Raw genomic sequence first — 25,332 nt, forward strand, 5'->3', positions numbered from 1 at the left:
GCGGCTCGGACTAAGCTTGACCTTGTCTGGTCTGCGCGTCCAACCTGCATCTGAAACAGTCGGGGTAACGCCATGAATCGCCGCCAGTTTCTTGCCTCGAGCGCCGCCCTCCTCGCGATCCGCCCAAGTTTTGCGCAGGAGGGACCGTTCCGGACAAAATATTTCCCGATTAGCCCCGGCATCGGCCTGCACGATCTTGCGCCCGCCCCGGACGGCACGGTCTGGTTCACCGCGCAGGGCAAGGGCATGCTTGGCAGGCTCGATCCGAAGGACGGCAGTTTCAAGACCGTCAGCCTCGGCCAGGGTGCCGCCCCGCACGGCGTGACGATTGGCCCCGATGGTGCCCCCTGGATCACCGAGGGCGGCCAGAACGCGATCGCGCGGGTCGACCCGGCGGACTTGAAAGTCACATTGTTCCGCCTGCCGGAAAAGTTTGCCTCCGCCAATCTCAACACCGGCGTGTTCGACAAGGCCGGCACCTACTGGTTCACCGGGCAGTCCGGCTATTACGGCCGGCTGGCGCCGAAGTCCGGCGAGATGACGGTGTTCAAGGCGCCGAAGGGCGTCGGTCCTTACGGCATCGCCGTGACGCCCACGGGCGACATCTGGTACGCCTCGCTCGCCGGCAGCTACATCGCGAAGATCGATCTGGCGACCGGCAACGCGACCGTCGTCGAGCCGCCGCCGCCCAATCAGGGTTCGCGGCGGGTCTGGTCGGATTCGAAGAGCCGGATCTGGGTCAGCGAGTGGAACAGCGGTCATGTCTCGGTGCACGATCCCGCCGACGGCTCCTGGAAGACCTGGAAGCTGCCCGGAGAACGTCCCCGCGCCTACGCGGTCTATGTCGACGACAAGGACAAGGTCTGGCTCACGGATTTCTCGGCCAACGCCATCGTGCGCTTCGATCCCACAACCGAGAAGTTCAACGTTTTCGCCAGCGACAAACCCAACGCCAACGTCCGCCAGCTCGACGGTCGGCCGGGCGAGCTCTGGGGCTGCGAATCCGGCAACGACAGGGTGGTGCTGATTCAGACGGTTGCCTCAGGTTGACGGCAGCCACAATTGCGTCCATCTCGGCATCCGCAAAGGATGACGACGATGGCGAAGAAATCTCTCCAGCTCGGCCGCGCGGTCGAATGGCCGCACACTCCGGAAGAAGCCCAGCTTGACCGCGTCCCCAATCCGCAGGCGGGCACGGACTATCTGGTGCGCTTCACCGTGCCGGAATTCACTTCGCTCTGCCCGGTCACTGGCCAGCCCGATTTCGCGCATCTGATAATCGATTATGCGCCCGGCCCCTGGCTACTGGAGTCGAAGTCGCTAAAGCTTTACATCGCGAGCTTCCGCAATCACGGTGCCTTCCACGAGGACTGCACCGTGATGATCGGCAAGCGCATCGCCTCCGAGATCAAGCCGAAATGGCTTCGCATCGGCGGCTACTGGTATCCGCGCGGCGGCATCCCGATCGACGTGTTCTGGCAGACCGGCCGTGTGCCGAAGGGATTGTGGGTGCCGGCGCAAGGCGTGGCGCCGTACCGCGGGCGGGGATAATCTTTGGCGGATGCGGCCAGATCAGTGTCCGCTCAGCACCAGCGTCTGGATCGGCAACACCAGGGCCTGAATCCGCAACAGCATTGCGTGCACGAGCCCGGTCGCATCGACGACATGCAACGCAAAGCTCTTGAACGAACCGAGCTTCCCCGACGAGATCAATTCGTGATTGCTGGTGTAGGCGTTGGCGACGCAACTGCTGCCGGGCGTCACGCCCTCCAGCCCGCCGCTGTATATCGGCTCCATGAAAACGAGAATGGTGCCGGGACGCGCGACCTGCTGCGCCTCGATCAGTTGTTCGCCGCCCCTGAACTGCCCCGCCGCGATGTAGTCCTGCACGTTGGTCACGACCATCGGAATGATCGTCCACGGCTTGGAGATGCAGGTGGCTTCGGCCACCATTCCGACCTTCATGACCTGAGCCTCGATCTGCCCAAATCCTGCCAACAGGGCACGCCGTCCCGCCCCCTCCGGAATCAGGACGCCGGCCGACCGGATCATTGGATTGACGATATCGCCCGGCCTCAGCCCGAACTGCTCGACCCGCCCGTCGACACCGGCCCGAATGAACGTCTTGTCCAGATCGACCTGCGCTTCAGCCAGCGCCGCCTCTGCGCTTGCCTTCTCTGCCGGTAGCAGAGCGCTCAGTCGCGTCATCGCGGATTGTCTGGAAGCAGTCGCAGCGTCGAGCGTGCCCTGGCGCCCCGCGGCGGCCACTTCGAGCTTTTCGATATCGCGTTGCGGAACGATACCGGGATTGCGCTTTTGCAATTCGCGTTTGGTGTCGAGTTCGTCCGTCGCCTGCTGCAACGAGCCCTTTGCCTCCTGAAGCTGGCCTTCCGCCTTCGTGATATCGGCTTGCGCCGCCAGCATGGCGGCATCGACTTCGGCGATCTTGCGCTTGGCTGTCAGGAGCGACGCTTCCTGCTTGGCGCTGTCGAGTCTGAAAAGCACGTCGCCCTGCTTGACGGACGCGCTCACACCGACATGAACCTCCGCGACGCGGCCGGTGACCTCGGACACGATCGGAACGGTCCGATAGAACAGCGTCGCCGACGAGGTCGAAGGATGATAATAGAAGATCATCGTGATCAGCGAGACCGTCAGCATCAGGCAGGCGATGATGCCAAATCGCAGCTCGAACCAGACCGAATAGAGCGTGATTTCGTGCCCGATGCGCTTTCCCTGCCGATAGCGGCGATAGAGATAGTCCGGGAATATCGTCAGGAGGGAGCAGAGAAGAAGCTCAAGCATGGCTGTGCACCTCGCTCTTGGCGATGCCGCCCTTGGTATCGCCGGCCGCAGAATCTTGCGCGGCAGCGGCTTCATGCGGCGGCTCGGTCGGATCTTGCTCCGGCGCAACGCCGGCCATCTTCTCAACCGATCCGGCAATCTTGCGCAGCGGCGTGCTGAAATCCGGCAGATCGATCATGGCGAGGAACAGGCCGATCACCCAGAACAGGTGGTTGTGCGTAAACAGCGCCAGCAGCCCCAGCACGGCCACGATCTCAAATTGGAATTTCTGCGACTTGTGGGCCATCCGCTCCGGCATTGTGTGCAGGTGCAAATAGAGATTCCCGACCGCGAGAACGGCCACCACGAGAACGATGCCGACGACAACCATCAGGACATCGGTGTCGCCGGGCGCCGTAATGAAGGAAGGCAAATGATGGGGCGCAGCGGGATGAAGCGGTTCACTCACGCGACTCTCCCTGAAATTGCGTTGGGAGCTACCGCTCCAAATTCATCCTTTCACATTGCGGGAGCTTGGCAAGCGCAAAGCCGGCAAGCGCCCCTAATACGCGCTGAGCAGGTCGACCTTCGCATTTGCGAGCACCAGCCGCCGCGCCAATATTGCGGCGAGGTTGCGCATGATCTTCAGCGAGGTTTCGGGATGCAGCCGGCGGTAGTCGGCAAAACTGTCGAGCGGCAGTTCGAGGCAGGTCACTAGCGTATCGGCGAAGACGTCGGCGCTGCGGCTTCTCTCCAGGATCGCCATCTCGCCGAACTCCATGCCGGGGCCCAGCGAAGCCAGCCGCACGCCGCTTCGCAATTTCACGCTGACCATGCCGCTTTGCAGGAAGAACAGCGAATTGGCGGGCTCGCCGGCCGCGATGATGCGCTGGCCGGCAGTATAGTGGCGCGTGGTCGAGAGCTTGACGATGGCGGCGATCTCGTCGGTGTCGAGCTCGGCGAGCAGCGCCTGTTCGCCGAGATGCGCGCTCTCCTTCACGTCGGTGAAGCCGCCGAAGCGATAGATCACCTGGTCCTCGGCCCATTCGATGGCATCGTCCAGCAGCGCGAAGCGCCGCAGCCGGCGCGGCTCCACAGTGCGCGCCGAGATCGCGGCCCACACCGCGGAGGTCTCCTCGAAACCCGACAGGATGGTGATGATACCGGCGTTGCCGAGCGCCGTCAGCGTTTCGCCCAACAGCTCGGCACCGGCCGCGGTGATGTCGGGGACGCGGCGGAAATCGATGATCAGCAGCGGCGCGTTCGGCGGCTCACTGGTGAGTCTTCGCGTGACGTAGTCGATGGTGCCGAAATTGAGCGCGCCGACGAGCTCAAGGATGCGGATGTCGCTGTGGCGATCATCGAGAATCTGCTGTTCGTGCGGCTGGCGGCTGCGGCGCGAGGAGATGCCGTAGACGTCGTAATCCGCCATGATGCAGGTGCGGACGTCGGCGTTGCGGTTGAGCATGTGCAGGTCGAACCGCGCCGACAGCGCCTCGCAGACCTTCAGGCCGCGCACGCTGTTGAAATGATTGTCGAGCAGCGGCGAGAAGGTGCCGAGCCCTAATTGCGAGGGCAGCGCCGCGACGATGCCGCCACCCACGCCGCTCTTGGCGGGGATGCCGACGCGATAGGTCCACTCGCCGGCATAGTCGTACATGCCCGAGCTCGTCATCACCGACAGCGTGCGGGCGACGATGTGCGGCGTGATCACCTGCGTGCCCGTCACCGGATTGATGCCGCGATTGGCGAGGGTTGCCGCCATCACCGCCAGATCGCGCGCGGTCACCAGGATCGCGCATTGCCGGAAATACACGTCGAGCACCGCATCGACGTCATCCGGCAGCACCGCGTAATTGCGCAAGAGCCACGCGATCGCACGGTTGCGGTTGCCAGTCGCGGTCTCCGAGGCGTGCACGGCCCCGTCCACGCCGAGCTCGCGGCCCGCGAACTGGCTGAGCTTTGAGCGGACGCGCTCGAAGGCACCCTTCCCGTCCACCTCGTAGATCAGGCCGGAGCAGGCGATCGCGCCGGCATTGACCATGGGATTGAAGGGACGGTTGTCGTTGGTGAGCCGGATCGAGTTGAAGGCCTCACCACTTGGCTCGACGCCGATGGTGGCCGCGACGCGTTCCTCGCCCACCGTCTCCAGTGCCAGCGCGAAGACGAAGGCTTTTGAGACCGACTGGATCGTGAACGGCACGGCACTGTCGCCGACCTCGTAGACGTGACCGTCGATGGTGACGAGCGCAACACCGAAATGATCGGGATCGGCGCGCTTCAACTCGGGAATGTAGTCGGCGAGTTCTCCCGAACGGTCGGCCCTGAATTCCTCGTAGCAATCGGTCAGGAAGCGCCGGAGCGGTGGCTTGGTGGGATATCCGGTCGATCGGGTCGCGCCGGCTGCGCTGGGCGAACGGCTGGGCTGGGCGTCCACAATATCTCACCTCGATTCGCCCAAAATCGAAGCAATCCTCGTGCCATGTATACTGGAGAGGACCGTGGCACGGTGACGCGAGATCGCGCCTGCCCCACGAGAAAGGCCGCCGCAGCCTGACGCTGCGACGGTCCCTCGAACTTGCCGCTCTACCCGGCGTCTTACGCCACCGCGCGGACCTTGGTGATGAAGCTGTCCACTTCGCCCGTGAGCGAGCTCGACTGGCTCGACAGGTTGGCGGCCGCCTTGAGCACGCCGGACGCTGCGCGGCCGGTCTCGTTCGCCGCCGACGAGACGGTTGCGATGTTGCGGGTGACGGTCGAGGTCGCTTCCGCCGTGTGCTGCACGGTGCGGGCGATCTCGGCGGTGGCCTTGTTCTGCTCCTCGACGGCCGCGGCGATGACGCGGTTGATGCTGGAGACTTCCTCGATGGTCTTGACGATGCCGTCGATTGCCGAGACGGCCTTCTGCGTCGCTTCCTGAATCTGGGTGATCTGGGTGCTGATCTCTTCGGTCGCCTTCGCGGTCTGCGACGCCAAATTCTTCACCTCGCTCGCCACGACCGCAAAGCCCCTGCCGGATTCACCGGCGCGGGCGGCCTCGATGGTTGCGTTCAGTGCGAGGAGATTGGTCTGGCCCGCGATCGAGGTGATCAGCCCGATCACCTCGCCGATGCGGTCGGCGCCTTCAGCCAGCGCGCGCACGGTGGTGTTGGTTTCCTTCACGGTATCGACCGCCTGGTCAGTGGCGCGCGTCGCCTGCTCGACCTGGCGGTTGATCTCGCGGATGGAGGCGTTGAGCTCTTCAGCCGCCGCCGCCACGGTCTGCACGCCGCCGCCGACCTGGTCGGCGAGGGTCGAGGCCGAGCCGGCCTGGTCCTGGGCTTCCGCCGCAGTGCTCGACATCGAACGCGCCGTCGTCTCCAGCTCGCCTGAGGCGCTCGACAGCGTCTGCACCATCTGGCCGATCCGGCTCTCGAACTGCCGCACGAGGCCGGCAAGCTCGCCCGCCCGCTTCTCCTTGTCGGCACGCTCGCCGGCCTGATCGCCCGACAGGCGCTCGGCGTTGATCATGGCCTCCTTGAACACCTGCAAGGCCGCGGCCATGCGGCCGATTCGTCGTTGCGGTCGAGGCCCGGAACCTTGCTGGCGAAATCATGCGCCGCGAAGCGGGTCATGACGCCGGTGATTGCGGTCAGCGGGCGGGTGACGCGATTGCGCATCAGGAACAGACCGCCGATCATCAGCGCGAGGGAGGCCGGCACCAGGAGGCCGAACAGGATCAGGCCGCTGCGCGCGTGGGCTGTGCCCTCTTCCGCACGCGAAATCATGTTGGCGAGCGCGGACTGGGTGACGCCAACGAGCTTGTCGGCGCCGGCAAGCTGGCGATTGCGGTAGTCGAGACCGGTGATGCCGGCCGGTTCGCCCTTCAACAGGCGGGCCGCGACGGTGTTGCGCTCGTCATAGATTTCGCCGGACATATCGGGCTCGGCGTCGCGGATCGCTTGCATCAATCCGGGCGAGGCAGCATTCGCGCTCAAATTCCGCACGACGCTCCAGGCCGCTTGCGAGCGGCCGCGCAAATCGGCGAAATCGATGCCGTCGGTGGCGGTCCAGGACTTGTTGGCGAGGATCGCGCTGAACTGCGAGAGGATGGTCTGGCCGACCGTAGCGCGCGCCAGCCAGGCCGACTGCTTGACCAGCAGCAGGCGGTCGACGACCGGGTCGATCAAGGTCATGGCATTGTCGACATGCGCGGTGACGTCACCGATCGCATCCATATAGGCATCGGTCGCCTTGGCCCATGCCGGAATGAGAGCCGCGTCCCGCGTCGCCTTGTCCTGACGCAGGGCCGCAGTGGCGCGAACCCGCAAGCCATCCACCTGCTCCCAGGTCCCACGCAGCTTCTGCACGCGCTCGGCAAGGCCGGGCAGATCGAGCTGCTCGACGGTCTGGAGCGCCTGCCCATAGTTCTTGATGGCTGCCGCGCGCATGTCGGCGATGGCGTTGAGCGTGTTTTCAGGGGTCGGCACAGGCGCCGACAGATTGCTCAGCGTATCTCCGCGCTCGAGCCGGAAGACCACCAGCGCATTGGTCATGTCACGGCTCGCGATCGCGAGCGACACGATACGGTTGCTGTCGGCATAGCGGCTGACCGCCTGCTTCAGGCTGTAGGCGCAGATGAGAACGAGGACGATGCCGAGAGAACCAACCACTGCTCCGAGAATGCGGGCGACCGAGCGTTGCTTTTGCATCTGACAATCCGGTGGAGTGATGCCGCAACCGACGGCTTGCCGGCACTCTACGGAGCGAAGGGTGAGATTTGATTAAGATCGAAGGGATTCCGCTACCGTTCCTCCACGGGAAATACGGGGAATCGGTAATTCGATACTTCCATCAGACCTGTGCGTCGTAGGGTGCACGCGGCTTAAGCAGCCGGGCGCAAACCAGGCCAAGCACCACCATGATCGCGGCGCTCGTGAGCAGGGTCGGCGCCTTGCCGCCATGCTGAAGCCCGAAGCCGTAGGCGAGCGGCCCGACCGTCTGTCCCATAAAGAAGAAAAACGAATGCAGCGACAGTGCGGTGGCGCGTGCCTCGACCGAGAGCTCGCTGGCAAAGACCTGGAGGCAGCCATGGGCCATGTAGAAGCCCCAGCCCATCACGATGAGGTTCAGCGCCTGGACCTCCCAACGCGGCCCGAAGGCGACGGCGACGAGCTGCGAGGCGACCAGCGTCATGCCCGCGATCATCATGCCCTTGACGCCGAGCCGCGGCAGCATGCGTGACACCGTCATTGTGTAGAACAAGCCGCCGGCGGCGAAGCCCGCGATGACGATGCCCGCGATCGACAACGAGGTCTGCCCGAGGTCGAACAGGAACGAGGCAATGTAGGGAAACAGGCCGAGCACGCAGCAGCCTTCGATGAACACGGCCGAATAGCACACGTAAGCGTTCGGATTGGTGAAGATGGTGCGGTAGCCGGCCTTCAGCGCCGACAGGCTCGTCGTCGGCGGATGCTTGACCTTGGCGCCATGAAAACCGGCGCCCACCGCGATCGATGCGACGATCACCAACGCGCCGAGCAACGCCAGGACGCCGCGCCAGCCGAGGAAGTCGCCGATCAGACCTGAGGCCGAGGCGCCGAGCAGGTTGCCGGTCATCGCGCCGGCGAGCGTGCGGCTGATCGCGACCTGCCGCTTCTCCGGCCCGACGAGATCGCTGGTCAGGCTCAGCGCGACCGGAAACACGCCGCCGGAGCCGATGCCGGCGAGGATGCGGCTGGCGAACAGCAACGAGAACGAGGTCGAGAGCGCACCGAGAATGTTGGCAAGCCCAAGCAGCGCGAGGCAGCCGATCATCAGCCGCGTCTTGCCGAAGAGATCGGCGGCAGCGCCGACCAGCGGTTGAATGATCGAGAAGGTGAAGGCGAACACCGCGGCAAAGCCCGCCGCGGTTGCGATGCTGACGCCAAAATCCTCGGCGACGTGCGGCAGCACCGGATCGAGCGCCCGCGCCGAGAGCGCTGCGGCGAAGCTCGCACCGGAGATGACGTAGAGCGCCGCCGGCAAGCCGTGATCCTGCGGCCGCGCCTCGCCTTGCTGCATCAGCGCGGGTTCTTTGCCAGCGCGTCGAACGCCATCAGCGTGCGGATGAGCCCCTCGAACTCGCGCAGCGGCACCATGTTGGGACCGTCCGAAGGCGCGCGGTCGGGATCGGGATGGGTCTCGATGAAGACGCCGGCGACGCCAACTGCAACGGCCGCGCGTGCGAGCACCGGGACGAATTCGCGCTCGCCGCCGGAGGAGCTCCCGTTCCCGCCCGGCTGCTGCACCGAATGGGTGGCGTCGAAGATCACGGGCGCTCCGGTGGTGCGCGCCAGGATCGGCAGCGCGCGCATGTCCGAGACCAGCGTGTTGTAGCCGAAGGACGCGCCGCGCTCGGTGACGAGCACGTTGGGATTGTTCGCGCTGGTGATCTTGGCGACCACGTTCGCCATGTCCCAAGGCGCCATGAACTGGCCCTTCTTGACGTTGACGACCTTGCCGGTCGCAGCCGCCGCGAGCAACAGATCGGTCTGACGGCACAGGAAGGCCGGGATCTGCAACACATCCACCGCCTGCGCCACCTCGGCGCACTGCGTGGCATCATGCACGTCGGTCAAGACCGGCAGGCCAAGTGTGGAACGTATCTCCGCGAAGATCGGCAGCGACTGCGCCAGCCCGAGGCCGCGCGCAGCCGATGCGCTGGTACGGTTGGCCTTGTCGAATGAGGTCTTGTAGACGAGGCCGAGCTTCAGCCGCGCGGCGATCTCCTTCAGCGCGGAGGCCACCTCCAGCGCATGCTGGCGGCTTTCGAGCTGGCACGGCCCGGCAATGATCGAGATCGGCAGATCGTTGCCGAAACTGACCGTGCCAATGGCGACGACCGGCGCCGCTGAATTCGAAGAGCTCAAGGCAATTTCCCTCGTTTCGCCGCGACCATAGCGGCCGAACAGGTCGGATCAACCCTATTCGGCCCGGCCATTCGAATATCAGGGTTGCGCCAAAGCTCTCCGCAAGGCTCCCGGAGTGCCCTACTTCACCGACGAGAAGGCGGTCGGCGTCAGGAGCTGGCTGACGATGTTGCCGACGATCTGGCCGTCCGCCTCTGACTTGGCCCGCGCATCCATCCAGTCCGGATCGGTCATGAACGCGCCCCACTTCTTCTCGCGCTCGGCGAGCGACTCCCAGGCCAGGAAATAAGTCAGCTCCTGGTTGGATTCGCCGATCAGCGTGGTGAAGAACCCGGCCTGGTGAATGCCGTGCTTCTCCCAAAGTTTCAGCGTGACCGTCTCGAACCGCTTGAGCAGTGCCGGCAAACGGCCGGGCACGCAGCGATACTGACGCATTTCGTAGATCATTCTTATTCCTCCCTGATGACGTCGGAGGGTTATAACGATTGGCCGTGACGGTGTCTTGAGCCCCACCCGGCCGCCCCCGGTGGCGTTCCGCGCATGGCTGGGGCCCGCTCACGACCATTCCGTCACAACCGGTTCCCGCAATGCTGCCGCAATGATACGGCCGCTAGAATGGTGCGGTTGAGGTTGAGGTGCCGGATCCATGCGGATTTTGCTCGTCGAGGATGAGGCGGAAATGGCCGGCGCGCTGGCGTCGGCGCTGAAGCGCTACGACATGGTGGTGGACCATGCCCCCACGCTCGCCGAGGCGGAGGAGGCCATTTCCGCCGATGTCCATGCCGCCATCCTGCTCGATCGCCAGCTTCCCGACGGGGACGGCCTCTCCTTGATTCCAAAACTGCGCGCACGCGCCGGCGGGGTGCCGATCATCGTCTTGACCGCACGCGGCGAGCTCGCCGACCGCGTCGCCGGGCTCGACAGCGGCGCCGACGACTATCTGGCAAAGCCGTTCGCGGTCGAGGAACTGCTGGCGCGCCTGCGCGCGGTGTTGCGGCGGCCCGCCGGCCTCAAGGCGGACGTCATCGGCGCCGGCCGCCTCGCGTTCGATGTCGGCCATCGCGAAGCCAGCATCGACGGGCAGCCGTTCGAGCTGCCGCGCCGCGAGCTCCTTGTGCTCGAAGCGCTGATCCGCCGCATGGGCCGGACCGTGCTTCGCTCGGCGCTGGAAGAGGCGGTCTACAATTTCGACGACGAGATTCAATCGAATGCGCTGGATACGCATATCTCGCGGCTGCGCCGCAAGCTTGCCGAGGCGGACGCGGGCATCGAGATCCATGGCATTCGCGGCGTCGGCTACCTCCTCAAGAAGCTGCCATGAGCAAGCATGCCGACCCCTATTGCCTGCGCTCGCAGCTGAGCTGGCGCCTGCTATCGCTTCAGGCCGCGCTGCTGGTGGCGCTGGTTGCGGTCGTCGTCGGCGCGCTGTGCGCGTCGGGCTTCGTGCTCGCCGAGCGGGACGAAGATCGCGTGATCGATGTGGTACAGCGCGCGCTCGCGCGCGATGCGCAAGGTGACCTCATCTTGCGGCCGACGCCCGAGCTGAAACAATTGCGCGAGGAGACCCCCGACCTCTGGTTCCTGGTCCGCGACAGGCAGGGACATTCGCTCAGCGATGGCCCGGTACCGGCCGAATTCGCCGCGATCGGCGGCGCCCTCGACCAGATCGGCCAGGCGCGGCTCGGCTGGCAGCTTTTCGAGGACGATCCGCGCAAGCCGCCGGCACGGCTGAAGCGCATCGACACCGAGCCTGGCAATGTGCAGGTCATCACGGCTACGCAGGGCAGGCTCACCAGTACCAAGGCGCTCCTCACGACGTCGCTCGCGCTGCTCGGCATCGCCCTGCCCGGCCTGCTTCTGATGGGAACCGCCACCTTCATCGCGACACCGATGATCCTGAAGCGTGCCTTCAAGGAGCTTGATATGACGGCGGACGAGGCGCGACGCATCGATATCCATCAGCGCGGCGCGCGGCTGTCGGTCGACCGCATTCCGGTGGAGGTCGTGCCGCTCGTGGCGGCGGTCAACGACGCGCTGGCGCGGCTCGATCAGGGCTACGCCCGCCATAAGCGGTTCGTCGCCGACGCAGCGCACGAGCTGCGCACGCCGATCGCGATCCTGAGCACGCGGCTGGAGTCGCTTCCGTCAGGACCGGACAAGACCCGCCTGATCGAGGATGCCGCGCGGCTCGCAACGCTCGCCGAGCAGCTGCTCGATATTCAGCGGCTCGATCGCTGCGGGCATCCTTTCGCGCCTGTCGACCTGGTCTCCGTCGCACAAGGCGTCGCGGCCGACCTCGCGCCGCTGGCAATAGCCGCCGGCTATGAACTGGCCCTCGATGCGCCGGCGACGCCGATCGAGGCGCTCGGCGATGCCGCAGCGTTGGAGCGCGCGCTGACCAACCTCGTGCAGAACGCGATCCAGCACGGCCCTCGCCGCGGCACCATCGGCATTCGCGTCAGCAAGCCAGCGACCATCGAAGTCACCGACGAAGGCGCCGGCATTCCGGCCGATCAGCGCGAACAGATCTTCGAACCGTTCTATCGACTCACACCGCTCGATCGTGGCGCCGGCCTTGGCCTCAACATGGTGCGCGAGATCGTGCTCCTGCATGGCGGCCACGTCTCGGTGCTGGACACAGCGAGCGGTGCCTCCTGTTTCCGGATCACGCTGCCGCCGATCCGGCAGAGCTGATTTAATCAGCATACGCAATGCTGTCGCAATGCACTCCCGCGACATTGCGAGCTGCCTCGCTTCTGATTTGCGAGGCGCAAACCAAAATGCTGGAGTGCGCATGCCCAACGATTTCCTCTCATTCTTCCTGTCCTGGATGTCGGCCCCGCGTCGGGTCGGTGCTATCGCGCCATCGGGCGCCGCGCTAGCCGATCTCATCACCCGCGAGATCACCTCGTCGACCGGTCCGATCCTCGAGCTTGGCCCCGGCACCGGCGCGTTCACCTACAAGCTCCTGAAACGCGGCGTGCGCCAGCAGGACCTCACGCTGATCGAATACGGCTCGGAGTTCATGAAGCTGCTGCAAATGCGCTTTCCCGGCGCGCGCGTCTTGTGGATGGATGCGGGACGGCTCACGACGGAGCGGCTCTATGACGGCGCGCCCGTTGGCGCCGTCGTCAGCGGCCTGCCACTGCTCAACATGTCAACGCGCAAGGTCATCTCGATCATCGGTGGCGCGTTCAGCTATGTCCGCCCCGGCGGCGCCTTCTACCAGTTCACCTACGGCATGAGCTGCCCAATCCCGCGACCGGTGCTCGACCGGCTGGGCTTGCGCGCAAAGCTGGTGGATCGCGCCCTGCTGAACGTTCCGCCTGCCGCCGTCTACAAGCTGACGCGGCGGCCGCTGATGAAGCTCGTCACAGGATCGCTAGCGCCCGACGCTTCAATGCCGGCCGCGCCGGAGCCGATGCATCTCGAACGTGACTACACCGCTGTGCCCTGAGGCATCACACCAGCCGGCTCTGCACCATCGCCGCCTGGATGAACGAGGCGAACAGCGGATGCGGCTCGAAGGGGCGCGACTTCAGCTCGGGGTGGAACTGGACGCCGATGAACCAGGGGTGATCCTCGTACTCGACGATCTCGGGCAGCACGCCGTCGGGGGATAGGCCCGAGAACTTCAGCCCGTGCTGCTCGAGGCGATCCTTGTAGGCGGTGTTGACCTCGTAGCGGTGGCGGTGGCGTTCGGAAATCTCGGTCGCGCCGCCATAGACCTGCGAGACGCGGCTGCCGCGACTGAGCGCTGCGGGATAGGCCCCGAGCCGCATCGTGCCGCCGAGATCGCCGGCCTTGGAGCGCTTCTCGAGCTCGTTGCCGCGCAACCATTCCGTCATCAGGCCGACCAGCGGCTCCTTGGTGGGACCGAACTCGGTGGAGTTGGCTTCCTCGATGCCGACGAGATTTCGCGCGGCTTCGATCACCGCCATCTGCATGCCGAAGCAGATGCCGAAATACGGCACGTCGCGTTCGCGCGCGAACTGCGCCGCGCGGATCTTGCCCTCGGCGCCGCGCTGGCCGAAGCCGCCGGGCACCAGGATGCCGTTGACGTGCTCGAGGAACGGCGCGGGATCTTCCTTCTCGAAGATCTCGCTCTCGATCCAGTCGAGATTGACCTTCACCTTGTTGGCGATGCCGCCATGCGAGAGCGCCTCGATCAGCGACTTATACGCATCCTTCATGCCGGTATATTTGCCGACGATGGCGATGGTGACATTGCCTTCGGGATTGCGGACGCGTTCGTTGATGCGCTGCCAGCTCTGGAGCACCGGCGGAATCCGCGAGCCGATGCCGAAGGCGGCGAGCACTTCGTCGTCGAGGCCAGCATTATGATAGGCCTCGGGCACCGCGTAGATGTTGTCGACGTCGCGCGCCTCGATCACAGCGCTTTCGCGGACGTTGCAGAACAGCCCGAGCTTGCGCCGCTCCTCTTTCGGAATCTCGCGGTCGGTGCGGCAGAGCAGGATGTCCGGCTGGATGCCGATCGAGCGCAGCTCCTTCACCGAATGCTGCGTCGGCTTGGTCTTGAGCTCGCCCGCGCTCGGGATGTAGGGCAACAGCGTGAGGTGGATGTAGACGGCGTGATCGCGCGGCAGCTCGTTCTTGAGCTGGCGGATCGCCTCGAAGAACGGCAGCCCCTCGATGTCGCCGACGGTGCCGCCGATCTCGACCAGCACGAAGTCATAGTCGTCGTTGCCGGAGAGGACGAATTCCTTGATCGCGTTGGTGACGTGCGGAACCACCTGGATGGTCGCGCCGAGATAATCGCCGCGACGCTCCTTGGAGATGATGTCCTGGTAGATGCGCCCGGTGGTGATGTTGTCGGCCCTGGTGGCAGGCCGCCCCGTGAAGCGCTCATAGTGACCGAGATCGAGATCGGTCTCCGCGCCGTCATCGGTCACGAACACTTCGCCGTGCTGATACGGCGACATCGTTCCGGGATCGAGGTTGAGATAGGGGTCGAGCTTGCGGAGGCGGACCTTGTAGCCCCGGGCCTGCAACAGAGCACCGAGTGCCGCTGAAGCCAAACCCTTGCCGAGCGAAGAAACCACGCCGCCGGTGATGAATATGTACCGCGCCATGGGGCTTAACCTCTAATCCCTCGAATTCGATTCGCCAAAGCGATTCGTATTCTGCCCGAAAGATTTTGCGGGCCTGTGGGTGAGCCAAAACTAAGAGTGGTGACAGAACCTTGATGGGGATTGTTGATGCAGGACGCTAGCCGCTGCCCTGCATGGCCCCCCTGCTTTATTGCGAGCGCGGTACCTGCGGGCCGCTAGGCGCCTGGTTCTGCTGCTGCTCGTCCGCCTTCTTCAGCGAATCCAGGATGCCGCCCGAGGTCGGCGGCGCGATCGGCGCCCCTCCGGCCGGCTGGGTCTGCGACGCCGGCTGGCCGATGATCGACGCGGGCTTGCGGTCGTAGCCGGCATACCAGGACAGGAACAGGCTGGTGAGAAAGAAGCCGGCGGCCAGGACCGCCGTTGTCCGCGACAGAAGGTTTGCGGTGCCGCGGCTCGACATGAAGCCCGCGCCTCCACCCATGCCGAGGCCGCCGCCTTCCGACTTCTGGAGCAGGACCGCGCCGATCATCACGGCAACAATCATGAGGTGGATGACGATGACAACAGTCTGCATAGTGTCCTTCCGTCACAAGCCGACAGCGCCGGTACCGGCAGCCGATCGCGCTTCGCGGGTTTTCCTGAAGTTGCGCGGTGTTACACGATCGGAAACGGCATTGCCACCCCCGATCGGCAGGACCGTACTCAGACCCATCGCGCTCCCAGGCTAGCTAGGGGCAGCCCTTGGCAATCGCAAGGAAATCGGTCGCCTTCAGGCTGGCGCCGCCGACCAATGCGCCGTCGACGTTTTTGACCGCCATCAGCTCGGCTGCGTTCGAAGGCTTGACCGAGCCGCCGTACAGGATGCGCATCTTGGCGCCGTCGTCCCTAAACCGGGAGGTCAGAAGTTCCCGGATAAAGCCATGAATCTGTTCGACATCCTTGGCGGTAGGGGTCAGGCCGGTGCCGATCGCCCAGACCGGCTCATAGGCCACGACCAGATTGGCCGCGGTCGAGCCGTCCGGCAGCGATCCGTCGAGCTGGCCGCGCAGGATGTCCAGGGTCTGGCCGGCATCACGCTGGGTCTGCGTCTCGCCGACGCACACGATCGCCATGACCCCGGCCCGCCAAGCCGCCTCGGCCTTCTGCTTCACCAGGGCGTCGCCCTCGCCGTGGTCGGCACGGCGCTCGGAATGGCCGACGATGATGGCGGTCGCGCCCGCATCGGCCAGCATTTCGGCAGCGATATCGCCGGTATGGGCCCCCGAAGCCTTGGGGTGGCAATCCTGCGCCCCCACCGCGACCGCCTTGCCGCGCGCCTTCTCGACGAAGGCCGCGATCAGGGTCGCCGGCGGACAGACCAGCAGATCGGCCTTGCCGGTCACCTCTGCCGCACCATTGAGCATGGCGTCGAATTCGGCAGACGAGGCTTTCAGGCCATTCATTTTCCAGTTTCCGGCGATCAGCGGTCGGATGGCGTCGGTCATGTCAATTTCCAGCAAGATTGGGCGAGATTGGCTTGTGCATGCGCTAGCAGAGGAGCCGCGGCAGTTCCAGAGACCAGGGGCTTTTAACCGCAGGGATCGAGAGCCGCCTGACCCGAGGTTGCGGGGGGAAAGCCGCCACTTTATGATGATCTATCAATTTGGTGACGCGCTTCTGCGGAATCTGCATTAAGACGCGCTCCCGTTCCCCTCCTGCCAAACAAGTTGGACCAAATGCTTCGAGGAATGCGCAAGGCCTCATCAAACTGGCTCGGCAAGACCATTATGGCCGTGGTGATGGGCGTGTTGATCGTCAGTTTCGGCGTTTGGGGCATCGCCGACATCTTCAAAGGCTTCGGGCAGTCCACGGTGGCCAAGGTCGGAGGCACCGAGATTTCGCTGAACGAGTTCCGGCAGACCTATACCGACCGCCTTCAGCAGATCAGCCGCCAGTTCGGCCGGCCCCTCACCCCTGACCAGGCCCGCTCGTTCGGGCTCGACCGTCAGGTGCTCCAGCAGGCGATCGCGGAAGCAGCCCTCGATGAAGAGGCGCGCCGGCTCAGGCTGGGCCAGTCCGACGACCAGATCCGCCAGTTCATCATGAGCGATCCGAACTTCAAGGGCGTCGGTGGCAACTTCGATCCGAACCGCTTCCAGGCCGTGATCCGCAATTTCGGCTACACCGAGCAGCGTTACGTCGCCGACCAGCGTAAGGTGTCGCTGCGCCGGCAGATCACCGGCACGATCGGTGCCGGCCTCGAGCCGCCGAAGGCGATGATCGACGTGCTGACGCGCTTCCAGAACGAGCGGCGCGCGATCGAGTTTGTCAGGCTCGACGCCGCGCAGGCAGGTCAGATCGACGCGCCCTCGCCCGAGGCGCTGGCAGCCTATTTCGAGGATCACAAGGTCCAGTTCCGCGCGCCTGAATTTCGCAAAATCGCCTTCGTCGTGATCTCGCCGGAGGAGATCGGCAAGTGGACTGACGTCTCCGACGACGACGCGAAAAAGCTGTTCGACCAGCGCAAGGACCGACTCGGTACGCCGGAGAAGCGACAGATCCACCAGATCGTATTCCCCAACGCGACCGAGGCGCAGACCGCGCGTGAACGGCTCGCCGGCGGGTTGTCGTTCGAGGATCTCGGCAAGGAGCGTGGGCTGAGCGCTTCCGACGTCGACCTCGGGCTCGTGACCAAGTCCGCGCTCGACCCTGCGGTCGGAGACGCCGCCTTCGCGCTTCCCGCGGGCGAGATCAGCCAGCCGATCCAGGGCGGTCTCGGCACGGCGATCGTCAAGGTCGACAAGATCGAGCCGGGTGTCGAGGCGAACTACGCCAGCCTCGTCGGCGACATCAAGCGCGAGATCGCCACCGAGCGCGCGCGCGTCAAGGTCGCGGAGCTCCGCGACAAGATGGAAGACGAGCGCGGCGGCGGCGCCAGCGTGATCGACGCGTCGCAGAAGCTCGGGCTCACGGCAGTGACCGTCGAGGCGGTCGACCGCTCCGGTCGCGCGCCCAACGGCCAGCCCGTCGCCAACATCCCGCAGGGCCTCGACGTCGTCTCGCAGGCCTTCAACAGCGACGTCGGCATCGACAACGATCCGATCTCGTTCCGCGGCGGCTATGTCTGGTACGACGTGATCGCGATCACGCCTTCGCGCGACCGCAATCTCGATGAGGTCCGCGACCAGGTCGAGGCGCGCTGGCGCCAGGACCAGGTCGCCGCCAAGCTCAAGACCAAGGCGACCGAGATGGTGCAGAAGCTCGAGCCGGGCGGCAAGCTCGCTGATGAAGCCGCCGCAATCGGCACCAAGGTCGAGACCACCACCGGCTTCAAGCGCGACGACACGCCCGCCGGCGTGCCCGCAGCCGTCGTTTCGGCCGCCTTCCGCACCGCCAAGGGCGGTGTCGGACAGACGCCTGTGAACGGCGGCAGCGAAGTCATCGTCTTCCGCGTCACCGACATCATCGATCCCGCGGCCGACGCCGCCTCCGACGCCGTCAAGAAACTGAAGGACAGCCTCGACCGCGCGCTGACCGAGGAGCAGGTCGCTTCCTACGTCAACAAGCTTGAAACCGACATCGGGACCACCATTAATCAGGCCGCCTTCGCGCAGGTGACGGGCGCGAACCAGTAAAGCAGTTGAAAGCACGCGATGGACGACCTGAAATCGATCATTGGAAAAGTGGCGACCGGCGCCAGCCTGTCGCGTGACGAAGCGGCTTCCGCCTTCGACGCCATGATGTCCGGCGAGGCCACGCCCTCGCAAATGGGCGGCCTTCTGATGGCGCTGCGGGTGCGCGGCGAGACCGTGGACGAGATCACCGGCGCAGTCTCGGCGATGCGCTCCAAGATGCTGACCGTGACGGCACCGCCTGAGGCCGTGGACATCGTCGGCACCGGCGGCGACGGCTCCGGCTCGGTCAACGTCTCGACCTGCGCCTCCTTCATCGTCTCGGGCGCCGGCCTGCCGGTGGCCAAGCACGGCAACCGCGCGCTGTCGTCGCGCTCGGGAGCGGCCGACGTGCTGGCTGCGCTCGGCGTGAAGATCGATCTGAGGCCCGAGCAGGTCGGACTCTGCGTGCGCGAATGCGGCATCGGCTTCATGTTCGCCCCCGCTCACCACCCGGCCATGAAGAACGTCGGCCCGACCCGGGTCGAGCTCGCCACACGCACGATCTTCAACCTGCTCGGACCGCTGTCCAACCCGGCCGGAGTGAAGCGGCAGATGGTCGGCGTGTTCTCGCGGCAATGGGTGCAGCCGCTGGCGCAGGTGCTGAAGAATCTCGGCTCCGAATCCGCCTGGGTCGTGCACGGCTCCGATGGCCTCGACGAGATCACCCTCACCGGCCCGACCTTCGTCACCGCACTGCACAACGGCGAAATCAGGAACTTTGAGGTGACGCCGGAGGAAGCCGGCCTTTCGCGCTGCGACGCGGGTGCGCTCAAAGGCGGCGACGCCGACGCCAATGCGATCGCGTTGCAGAGCGTGCTCGACGGCAAGCCGAGCCCCTACCGCGACGTCGCGCTGCTGAACGCCGCCGCCGCACTGGTCGTGGCGGGGCGCGCCAAGGACCTCAAGGAGGGCGTTGCAATCGGCGCCAAGTCGCTCGACACCGGCGCGGCGAGCGCGCGGCTGAAGCATCTGATCGCGGTCTCCAACGGCTGAGTTTCCCATGTCCGACATCCTGACCAAGATCGAAGCCTACAAGCGCGAGGAGATCGCAGCCGCCAAGCGCGCGCAGCCGCTGTCGGCTGTCGAGGCGAACGCCAAGGCACAACCCGCGCCGCGCGGCTTCGTGCGCGCGATCCGGGCCAAGCACGCCAATGGTGATTACGCGCTGATCGCCGAGGTCAAGAAGGCCTCGCCATCGAAGGGATTGATCCGCGCCGATTTCGATCCACCGCTGCTCGCCCAGGCCTATGAGGCCGGCGGCGCCGCTTGCCTGTCGGTGCTGACGGATACGCCCTCGTTCCAGGGCCATCTCGACTTCATGGTGGCGGCGCGCGCGGCGACATCGCTGCCGGTGCTGCGCAAGGATTTCATGTTCGACACCTATCAGGTGGTCGAGGCGCGCGCGCATGGCGCGGATTGCATCCTCATCATCATGGCGGCGCTCGACGATGCGACCGCTGGGGATCTCGAAGACGCCGCCCTCGCCTACGGCATGGACGTGCTGATCGAAATCCACGACCGCGCCGAGCTCGACCGGGCGCTAAAGCTCCGCTCGCCAATGATCGGCGTCAACAACCGCAACCTGCGCACCTTCGAGACCACGCTTACGACCAGCGAGACGCTGGCGCCGCTGATTCCGCAGGAACGGCTGATGGTCGGCGAGAGCGGCATTTTCACGCCGGCGGACCTCGCCCGCCTCGAACGCGTCGGCATGTCGACCTTCCTGGTCGGCGAGAGCCTGATGCGGCAGGCCGACGTGACCGCGGCGACCCTCATGCTGCTCGCGCGCGGGGACGCCGCGCGTGCGACGGGCACGCGCTGACATGGCGCGCGAGCCATCGAAGACCAAGTCCGCGAAGACAATGGCCAAATCTGCCCTCACCCATATCGGCGCTTCCGGCGAGGCGCGGATGGTCGATGTGTCGGACAAGCCCGCGAGCGAGCGGCTCGCGGTCGCGCAAGGGCGCGTCGTCATGAGCAAGGCGACGCTTGAACTGATCGTCTCGGGCAACGCCAAGAAGGGCGACGTGCTCGGCACCGCGCGCATCGCCGGCATCATGGCGGCCAAGCGCACCTCGGAGCTGATCCCGCTCTGCCATCCGCTGGCGCTGTCGAAGGTCACGGTCGACATCGAGCCCGACGCGAAACTGCCGGGTTGCCTGGTTCGCGCCAGCGTAAAGGTTACGGGCCCGACCGGCGTCGAGATGGAGGCGCTCACGGCGGTGTCGGTCGCCTGCCTCACCATCTACGACATGATCAAGGCGGTCGAACGCGGCGTGCACATCGAAGGCATCCATCTGGTCGAGAAGCTCGGCGGCAAGTCGGGGCACTACCGCGCCTGATTTACTTCAACGACGAGCTGATCGATCCGAACTTTGCGCTGAGCTTGCTGCCCATGCCGTTCACCACGGTGATGATGGCAAGCGCGATGCCGGCCGCGATCGGGCCGTATTCGATCGCGGTTGCGCCGGATTCGTCGGCGAGAAAATTCAGCACGATGGCCGGCAGGAACTGACCGGCATCGCGAGACCTTGCGGCAATCCCTGCACGTCTCGCGCTCCGCACATCGCTTGCATTTGCGCGCGCCGATTCATCCTGCATTAACCGCGCTTCCTAACTTCTGCTCCACATCGTTCCCGTAAACCAGCGGGTGTTTCCGGGATCAAGAATTGATCCTGGCGTGTACACGACAGCGATCGAGATCATGACGAAAATCGGCAGTCGCCTCTTCGACCAGGCAGCGCTCGTGCGCAGCGGGCCGATCCGCTGGCTGGTGGTGGGTGGGATATTCCTGATCGCCGCGATCGCCATCGGCGCAACGCTGATGGCGCAGAACTTTCGCGAACGCGCGCTGCGCAACAGCAGCCGCGAGCTCGATAACACCGTGCTGCTGCTCGCGCATCATTTCGATCAGCAATTGCAGGATTTCGCTGTCATCCAGAAGGACTTCGTCGACCACGTTCGCGCGACCGGAATCACCACCGCGGAGGATTATCGCAAGCGCCTCTCGGGCCAGGACGTCCACCGGATGCTGCGCTCGAAGATCGAGGCCCTGCCCTACATTGGTGGCGTCAACATCATCGATGCCGAAGGCAACGTGATCAATTCGTCGACGACATGGCCGGCACCGAAGGTCAATGTTGCCGATCGCGCCTATTTCCGCACCTTCCGATATGATCCCTATTCGCCCGACATCCTGATCGAGCCACTGCACAGCCGCATCTCCGGCGCTTGGACCATCCTCATCGTCCGCAAGATCGTGGGACCGAACGGCGAGTTCATGGGCGTCGTCGGGCGCGGCATCGAGCCGGCCAATTTCGAGAAATTCTTCGAGTCCGTTGTGCTCGGCGAAGGCGCCACGATCTCGATGCTGCATCGCGACGGTACGCTGCTCGCCCGTTATCCCCACGCCAGCGACTTGATGGGGCGGAACTTCAAGACGGGGGCGTTCGCACAGCAGAGGATCTTCGGGCTCGATCACTTCGCCGGGCGCTTCATCAGTCCGGTCGACGGCGACGATCGGCTGATTTCCGCGCGGGCCCTGCCCCACTTCCCGATTCTGATGATGGCCACCACAACGCGCGCGGCAGCGCTAACGGACTGGCGCGAGCAGATCGGCATCTTGATCTCGGTCGCCGGCGCGTCCGCGCTCGCCATTGCCGGCGTGCTGATCGCGATCGTGCGCAAACTGCTGGAGCAGCACAGCGCCTCCCGGGAGCGGCTGACGCTGGAAAAGCAGCGCCTCGACCGCGCCGTCAACAATATGACCCAGGGCCTCCTGCTGTTCGATGCTTCGCAGCGGCTCGTCGTGTGCAACCAGCGCTATATCGAAATGTACGGACTGTCGGCCGAGGTGGTGAAGCCCGGCTGCAGCTTCCACGACATCATCGCGCATCGCAAGGCGACCGGTTCCTTCACCGGCAATGTCGACCAATACGTCGCGCGCGTGCTGCGCGACATCCATGTGCGCAACTCCATGGTGGTCAATACCTCCGACGGCCGCTCGATCCAGGTGGTCAACGAGCCTGTCGCCGATGGCGGCTGGGTGGCGACGCACGAGGACATCACCGAGCGGCGCCGCATCGAAGAGCGCATCACCCACCTCGCCCACTACGACGCGCTGACCGACCTGCCCAACCGCGCCATGTTCCACGAGCACCTGCGCGAAGAGCTGGCGGGCATCGTCCACGGCGAGGAGCTCGCGGTGCACTACATCGACATCGACGAGTTCAAGGGCGTCAATGACGCCTTGGGACATCTCGTCGGCGACGAGCTCCTGAGGTCGGTGGCGTCGAGTCTCAGCCGGTGCGCAGGCCCGACGGACTTCGTGGCGCGGCTCGGCGGCGACGAGTTCGCCATCGTGCAGAGCGCGGTGACCTCGCTGGATCAGGTTACCGATCTCGTCGCGCGGGTCTTCGAAGCCATTCGCTCGCCGTTCGACTGCATGGGCCATCATGTCACTACCGACGCCAGCATTGGCATCGCGCTGGCACCGGGACATGGAACGGCGCTGGACCAGATCCTGAAGAACGCGGACATGGCGATGTACGCGGCCAAAGCCGCCGGACGCCGCACCTATCGCTTCTTCGAGCCGGAGATGGACGCCAAGGTCCGCGAGCGGCGGCAGCTGGAGATCGACCTGCGTTACGCCATCGCCCATGGCGGCCTCGAAGTCTATTACCAGCCCTGCCTCAGCCTGAAGGACGATCGCATCACCGGCTGCGAGGCGCTGGTGCGCTGGCGCCATCCCGAGCGCGGCATGGTCTCACCCGCCGAATTCATCCCGATCGCCGAGGATACCGGGCTGATCAACGAGATCGGCGAATGGGTGCTGGCCACCGCTTGTCGAGACGCAGCCGCCTGGCCCGATAATATCCGCCTCGCCGTCAACGTCTCGCCGGTGCAGTTCAAGAGCGGCACGCTGGCGCTGAAGATCATGGCGGCGCTCGCCGCCTCCAATCTACCGGCGAGCCGGCTCGAGCTCGAGATCACCGAGGCGGTGCTGATCCGCGACGACGACACTGCGCTGGCGATCCTGCATCAGCTCCGTGCCATCGGCGTGCGCATCGCGCTCGACGATTTCGGCACCGGCTATTCATCGCTGAGCTATCTGCACCGCTTCCCGTTCGACAAGATCAAGATCGACCGCTGCTTCGTCAGCGACATCGCCGGCCCCGACGGCTCCGCCAGCATCGTGCAGGCCGTCGTCAACCTCGCCAGCGCCCGCCGCATGACCACCACGGCCGAAGGCGTCGAGACCGAGGAGCAGCAGCGCCTGTTACGCGCGCTCGGCTGCTCCGAAATGCAGGGCTATCTGTTCAGCGCGGCGAAGCCGGCCGACAAGGTCATGGAGCTGTTCGCGCTGCATCGCAGCCGGCTTGCCCAACACGGCCACGCCGGGAGCCGCCGTCGCGAGGCGGGCTAGAGGATCCGGAAAATCGCTTCGCACTTTTCCGGATCATGCCCTAGTGGTTCATCACAGTGATTTTGACGTTTTGATACCGAGCCATTCGAGGATCGGCAAGCTTTCCGGCGGCACGAGGATTTCGATGCTTCTGGGGACGCCAGGTTGACGTCGGATGAAGCCGTTTCGTTCGAGGGTGACGATCATCTGGTGGACCGAAGGCGGGCTGACGCGGAAATGGCGCTGCATGTCGGTTTCGGCGGGTGGGCGTCCGAACATGTGCGCGTAGGTGTAGATAAAGGCCAGGTAGTGTCCCTGCTTCTCCGTGAAGTGCGTGCCTGATTTTTGACTCATCGCTGGATTCGTCCCGGCCTCCGACAAGGAGGCGAAGCATGAATGTACGTTATCGGGTCGAATTGAGCCAAATCGAGCGGGACGAACTGACGGCGATGCTGGGCGGCGGGAAGCATGCTGCCCGCAAGCTCAAGCGGGCGCAGATTTTGCTGGCGGCCGATGCCGGCAGTTGCGACGCGGAGATTGCCCGGTCTGTCCGGGTCAGCCTGTCCAGCATCGGCCGGACCAAGCGCCGCTTCGTGGAAGGCAATCTGGAGCGGGCCTTGAGCGAGGAACCGCGTCCGGGCGCAGAGCGCAAATTGACCGGCAAGGAGGAGGCCCTGCTGGTGGCGACGGCGTGCGCCAAGCCGCCCGCCGGCCGCAAACGTTGGACGCTGACGCTGCTGGCGGACACGATGGTCAAGCTCACCGATCATGACAGCCTGTCGGGCGAGACCGTGCGTCGCCGGCTGGCCGAGAACGACCTCAAGCCATGGCGCAGGGACATGTGGTGCATCCCCTATGTCGACGGCGAATACGTCGCCCGCATGGAGGACGTGCTCGACCTCTACGCCGAGGCGCCGGATCCCGTCCGGCCGCTGGTCTGCTTCGACGAGACCCCCGTCCAGCTCATCGGCGAGGTCCGTCAGCCGATTCCAGCCGAGCCGGGACAGCGCGAGCGTTACGATTACGAGTACCGCCGCAACGGCACCGTCAATCTCTTCGTTACCTTCGACCCGCATCGTGGCTGGCGCAACGTCAAGGTCACCGAGCACCGCGCCGCCGTGGACTACGCCTACTGCATGCGCGAACTCGTCGACGTCCATTATCCCGACGCCGACTGCATCCGCCTCGTGCAGGACAATCTGTCGATCCATACCGCCGGCGCGTTGTATCAAGCATTTGCGCCTGCCGAGGCCCGTCGCATCCTGCGCCGCCTCGAATTCCACTTCACCCCGAAACACGCCAGTTGGCTCAATATGGTCGAGTGCGAGATCAGCGTGCTCCAGCGCCAGTGCCTCGGCCGCCGCATCGACGACCCCAAAAGGCTCCGAAACGAGATCGCAGCATGGCAAAAGCGGCGGAATAAAACCCGAGCCCGCATCAAATGGATGTTCACAACCGACAAGGCCCGCGCCAAACTCGGCCGCGCCTATCCAGCCGTCGCCAAAGAGTCAAAATCACTGTGATGAGCC

Annotated in this window: 24 protein-coding genes; 11 read left to right on the forward strand and 13 right to left on the reverse strand. The window is 65.1% G+C overall.

Going from position 1 to position 25,332, the window contains the following annotated elements:
* Window positions 1-72 precede the first annotated feature (72 nt).
* Together IVB18_RS27200 and queF are read left to right on the forward strand one after the other, a co-directional pair.
* Complete coding sequence (locus IVB18_RS27200; protein ID WP_247983502.1) at window positions 73-1,050, forward strand: lyase; 978 nt, start codon at window positions 73-75, stop codon at window positions 1,048-1,050.
* Window positions 1,051-1,089: 39 nt separating this feature from the next.
* Complete coding sequence (gene queF, locus IVB18_RS27205; RefSeq protein WP_247983503.1) at window positions 1,090-1,551, forward strand: preQ(1) synthase; 462 nt, start codon at window positions 1,090-1,092, stop codon at window positions 1,549-1,551.
* A gap of 21 nt (window positions 1,552-1,572) precedes the next feature.
* Here queF and IVB18_RS27210 read toward each other — a convergent pair whose 3' ends face one another.
* From IVB18_RS27210 to IVB18_RS27245, 8 genes are all read right to left on the reverse strand, one after another.
* Window positions 1,573-2,805, reverse strand: a complete 1,233-nt coding sequence (locus tag IVB18_RS27210; protein ID WP_247983504.1) for a biotin/lipoyl-binding protein — start codon at window positions 2,803-2,805, stop codon at window positions 1,573-1,575.
* Window positions 2,798-3,253: a hypothetical protein gene (locus tag IVB18_RS27215; RefSeq protein WP_247983505.1), complete on the reverse strand. Its 456-nt coding sequence runs from the start codon at window positions 3,251-3,253 to the stop codon at window positions 2,798-2,800. Before IVB18_RS27215 ends, IVB18_RS27210 begins: the two co-directional genes overlap by 8 nt.
* A 93-nt stretch (window positions 3,254-3,346) precedes the next feature.
* Window positions 3,347-5,221 carry a glutaminase A gene (gene glsA, locus IVB18_RS27220; RefSeq protein ID WP_247983506.1) on the reverse strand — a complete coding sequence of 625 codons (1,875 nt, stop codon included), beginning with the start codon at window positions 5,219-5,221 and terminating at the stop codon, window positions 3,347-3,349.
* Window positions 5,222-5,382: 161 nt separating this feature from the next.
* Complete coding sequence (locus IVB18_RS27225; protein ID WP_247983507.1) at window positions 5,383-6,327, reverse strand: methyl-accepting chemotaxis protein; 945 nt, start codon at window positions 6,325-6,327, stop codon at window positions 5,383-5,385.
* Window positions 6,291-7,475, reverse strand: coding sequence for a hypothetical protein (locus IVB18_RS27230; RefSeq protein ID WP_247983508.1), 1,185 nt, complete (start codon window positions 7,473-7,475; stop codon window positions 6,291-6,293). Before IVB18_RS27230 ends, IVB18_RS27225 begins: the two co-directional genes overlap by 37 nt.
* Window positions 7,476-7,617: 142 nt before the next feature.
* A complete protein-coding gene (locus tag IVB18_RS27235; RefSeq protein ID WP_247983509.1) occupies window positions 7,618-8,826 on the reverse strand; it encodes an MFS transporter in 1,209 nt (402 codons plus the stop codon).
* Window positions 8,826-9,674 (reverse strand): 3-deoxy-8-phosphooctulonate synthase, encoded by an 849-nt coding sequence (gene kdsA, locus IVB18_RS27240; protein WP_247983510.1) that lies wholly within the window; start codon window positions 9,672-9,674, stop codon window positions 8,826-8,828. Before kdsA ends, IVB18_RS27235 begins: the two co-directional genes overlap by 1 nt.
* Before the next feature lie 120 nt (window positions 9,675-9,794).
* On the reverse strand, window positions 9,795-10,121 hold the full coding sequence (locus tag IVB18_RS27245; protein ID WP_247983511.1) for an NIPSNAP family protein: 327 nt from the start codon (window positions 10,119-10,121) through the stop codon (window positions 9,795-9,797).
* 199 nt (window positions 10,122-10,320) lie between these two features.
* Here IVB18_RS27245 and IVB18_RS27250 point away from each other — a divergent pair, with 199 nt between their 5' ends.
* The 3 genes from IVB18_RS27250 to IVB18_RS27260 all read left to right on the forward strand — a co-directional run bounded on the left by IVB18_RS27250 (window position 10,321) and on the right by IVB18_RS27260 (window position 13,131).
* Window positions 10,321-10,995, forward strand: coding sequence for a response regulator transcription factor (locus tag IVB18_RS27250; RefSeq protein ID WP_247983512.1), 675 nt, complete (start codon window positions 10,321-10,323; stop codon window positions 10,993-10,995).
* Window positions 10,992-12,368 (forward strand): HAMP domain-containing sensor histidine kinase, encoded by a 1,377-nt coding sequence (locus tag IVB18_RS27255; protein WP_247983513.1) that lies wholly within the window; start codon window positions 10,992-10,994, stop codon window positions 12,366-12,368. Before IVB18_RS27250 ends, IVB18_RS27255 begins: the two co-directional genes overlap by 4 nt.
* A gap of 100 nt (window positions 12,369-12,468) precedes the next feature.
* Window positions 12,469-13,131 carry an rRNA adenine N-6-methyltransferase family protein gene (locus IVB18_RS27260; RefSeq protein ID WP_247983514.1) on the forward strand — a complete coding sequence of 221 codons (663 nt, stop codon included), beginning with the start codon at window positions 12,469-12,471 and terminating at the stop codon, window positions 13,129-13,131.
* Between the two features lie 4 nt (window positions 13,132-13,135).
* Here the strand turns inward: IVB18_RS27260 and IVB18_RS27265 are convergent, their stop codons facing one another.
* The 3 genes from IVB18_RS27265 to tpiA all read right to left on the reverse strand — a co-directional run bounded on the left by IVB18_RS27265 (window position 13,136) and on the right by tpiA (window position 16,230).
* A complete protein-coding gene (locus IVB18_RS27265) occupies window positions 13,136-14,767 on the reverse strand; it encodes a CTP synthase (RefSeq protein WP_247983515.1) in 1,632 nt (543 codons plus the stop codon).
* Between the two features lie 166 nt (window positions 14,768-14,933).
* Window positions 14,934-15,320, reverse strand: a complete 387-nt coding sequence (gene secG / locus IVB18_RS27270; RefSeq protein WP_247983516.1) for a preprotein translocase subunit SecG — start codon at window positions 15,318-15,320, stop codon at window positions 14,934-14,936.
* 154 nt (window positions 15,321-15,474) lie between these two features.
* Entirely contained in the window at window positions 15,475-16,230 is a 756-nt protein-coding gene (gene tpiA / locus IVB18_RS27275) for a triose-phosphate isomerase (protein ID WP_247983517.1), read from the reverse strand.
* Between the two features lie 231 nt (window positions 16,231-16,461).
* Between tpiA and IVB18_RS27280 the strand changes: the two genes are divergently transcribed.
* Genes IVB18_RS27280 through moaC form a run of 4 tightly spaced genes read left to right on the forward strand, consistent with a single transcriptional unit; the run spans window position 16,462 to window position 20,741 of the window.
* On the forward strand, window positions 16,462-18,360 hold the full coding sequence (locus tag IVB18_RS27280; RefSeq protein ID WP_247983518.1) for a peptidylprolyl isomerase: 1,899 nt from the start codon (window positions 16,462-16,464) through the stop codon (window positions 18,358-18,360).
* Between the two features lie 18 nt (window positions 18,361-18,378).
* Window positions 18,379-19,392, forward strand: coding sequence for an anthranilate phosphoribosyltransferase (trpD, locus tag IVB18_RS27285; RefSeq protein WP_247983519.1), 1,014 nt, complete (start codon window positions 18,379-18,381; stop codon window positions 19,390-19,392).
* Window positions 19,393-19,399: 7 nt separating this feature from the next.
* Window positions 19,400-20,221 carry an indole-3-glycerol phosphate synthase TrpC gene (gene trpC / locus IVB18_RS27290; protein WP_247983520.1) on the forward strand — a complete coding sequence of 274 codons (822 nt, stop codon included), beginning with the start codon at window positions 19,400-19,402 and terminating at the stop codon, window positions 20,219-20,221.
* A gap of 1 nt (window position 20,222) precedes the next feature.
* Entirely contained in the window at window positions 20,223-20,741 is a 519-nt protein-coding gene (gene moaC, locus IVB18_RS27295; protein WP_247991740.1) for a cyclic pyranopterin monophosphate synthase MoaC, read from the forward strand.
* A gap of 1 nt (window position 20,742) precedes the next feature.
* Here the strand turns inward: moaC and IVB18_RS27300 are convergent, their stop codons facing one another.
* Window positions 20,743-20,907, reverse strand: a complete 165-nt coding sequence (locus tag IVB18_RS27300) for a Flp family type IVb pilin (RefSeq protein ID WP_247991741.1) — start codon at window positions 20,905-20,907, stop codon at window positions 20,743-20,745.
* Window positions 20,908-21,103: 196 nt separating this feature from the next.
* Between IVB18_RS27300 and IVB18_RS27305 the strand changes: the two genes are divergently transcribed.
* A complete protein-coding gene (locus IVB18_RS27305) occupies window positions 21,104-23,824 on the forward strand; it encodes an EAL domain-containing protein (protein ID WP_247991742.1) in 2,721 nt (906 codons plus the stop codon).
* A 51-nt stretch (window positions 23,825-23,875) separates the two neighbouring features.
* Here the strand turns inward: IVB18_RS27305 and IVB18_RS27310 are convergent, their stop codons facing one another.
* Window positions 23,876-24,157, reverse strand: coding sequence for a helix-turn-helix domain-containing protein (locus IVB18_RS27310; RefSeq protein ID WP_247983521.1), 282 nt, complete (start codon window positions 24,155-24,157; stop codon window positions 23,876-23,878).
* 38 nt (window positions 24,158-24,195) lie between these two features.
* On the opposite strand from IVB18_RS27310, the gene IVB18_RS27315 reads away from it, so the two are divergent.
* The gene (locus IVB18_RS27315; RefSeq protein WP_247983522.1) at window positions 24,196-25,326 is read left to right on the forward strand and encodes an IS630 family transposase; all 1,131 of its coding nucleotides are present in this window, start codon (window positions 24,196-24,198) and stop codon (window positions 25,324-25,326) included.
* The last annotated feature ends 6 nt before the right edge of the window (window positions 25,327-25,332 follow it).

Source organism: Bradyrhizobium sp. 186, from assembly GCF_023101685.1.
Taxonomy (GTDB): Bacteria; Pseudomonadota; Alphaproteobacteria; order Rhizobiales; family Xanthobacteraceae; genus Bradyrhizobium.

Excerpts from the sequence above, each read along its gene's own strand:
- IVB18_RS27200 (WP_247983502.1), top strand. The coding sequence starts at position 73 with ATGAATCGCCGCCAGTTTCTTGCCTCGAGCGCCGCCCTCCTCGCGATC.
- queF (WP_247983503.1), top strand. The coding sequence starts at position 1,090 with ATGACGACGATGGCGAAGAAATCTCTCCAGCTCGGCCGCGCGGTCGAA.
- IVB18_RS27210 (WP_247983504.1), bottom strand. The coding sequence starts at position 2,805 with ATGCTTGAGCTTCTTCTCTGCTCCCTCCTGACGATATTCCCGGACTAT.
- IVB18_RS27225 (WP_247983507.1), bottom strand. The coding sequence starts at position 6,327 with ATGGCCGCGGCCTTGCAGGTGTTCAAGGAGGCCATGATCAACGCCGAG.
- IVB18_RS27230 (WP_247983508.1), bottom strand. The coding sequence starts at position 7,475 with ATGCAAAAGCAACGCTCGGTCGCCCGCATTCTCGGAGCAGTGGTTGGT.
- IVB18_RS27235 (WP_247983509.1), bottom strand. The coding sequence starts at position 8,826 with ATGCAGCAAGGCGAGGCGCGGCCGCAGGATCACGGCTTGCCGGCGGCG.
- IVB18_RS27245 (WP_247983511.1), bottom strand. The coding sequence starts at position 10,121 with ATGATCTACGAAATGCGTCAGTATCGCTGCGTGCCCGGCCGTTTGCCG.
- IVB18_RS27250 (WP_247983512.1), top strand. The coding sequence starts at position 10,321 with ATGCGGATTTTGCTCGTCGAGGATGAGGCGGAAATGGCCGGCGCGCTG.
- IVB18_RS27255 (WP_247983513.1), top strand. The coding sequence starts at position 10,992 with ATGAGCAAGCATGCCGACCCCTATTGCCTGCGCTCGCAGCTGAGCTGG.
- IVB18_RS27260 (WP_247983514.1), top strand. The coding sequence starts at position 12,469 with ATGCCCAACGATTTCCTCTCATTCTTCCTGTCCTGGATGTCGGCCCCG.
- IVB18_RS27265 (WP_247983515.1), bottom strand. The coding sequence starts at position 14,767 with ATGGCGCGGTACATATTCATCACCGGCGGCGTGGTTTCTTCGCTCGGC.
- secG (WP_247983516.1), bottom strand. The coding sequence starts at position 15,320 with ATGCAGACTGTTGTCATCGTCATCCACCTCATGATTGTTGCCGTGATG.
- tpiA (WP_247983517.1), bottom strand. The coding sequence starts at position 16,230 with ATGACCGACGCCATCCGACCGCTGATCGCCGGAAACTGGAAAATGAAT.
- IVB18_RS27280 (WP_247983518.1), top strand. The coding sequence starts at position 16,462 with ATGCTTCGAGGAATGCGCAAGGCCTCATCAAACTGGCTCGGCAAGACC.
- trpD (WP_247983519.1), top strand. The coding sequence starts at position 18,379 with ATGGACGACCTGAAATCGATCATTGGAAAAGTGGCGACCGGCGCCAGC.
- trpC (WP_247983520.1), top strand. The coding sequence starts at position 19,400 with ATGTCCGACATCCTGACCAAGATCGAAGCCTACAAGCGCGAGGAGATC.
- moaC (WP_247991740.1), top strand. The coding sequence starts at position 20,223 with ATGGCGCGCGAGCCATCGAAGACCAAGTCCGCGAAGACAATGGCCAAA.
- IVB18_RS27305 (WP_247991742.1), top strand. The coding sequence starts at position 21,104 with ATGACGAAAATCGGCAGTCGCCTCTTCGACCAGGCAGCGCTCGTGCGC.
- IVB18_RS27310 (WP_247983521.1), bottom strand. The coding sequence starts at position 24,157 with ATGAGTCAAAAATCAGGCACGCACTTCACGGAGAAGCAGGGACACTAC.
- IVB18_RS27315 (WP_247983522.1), top strand. The coding sequence starts at position 24,196 with ATGAATGTACGTTATCGGGTCGAATTGAGCCAAATCGAGCGGGACGAA.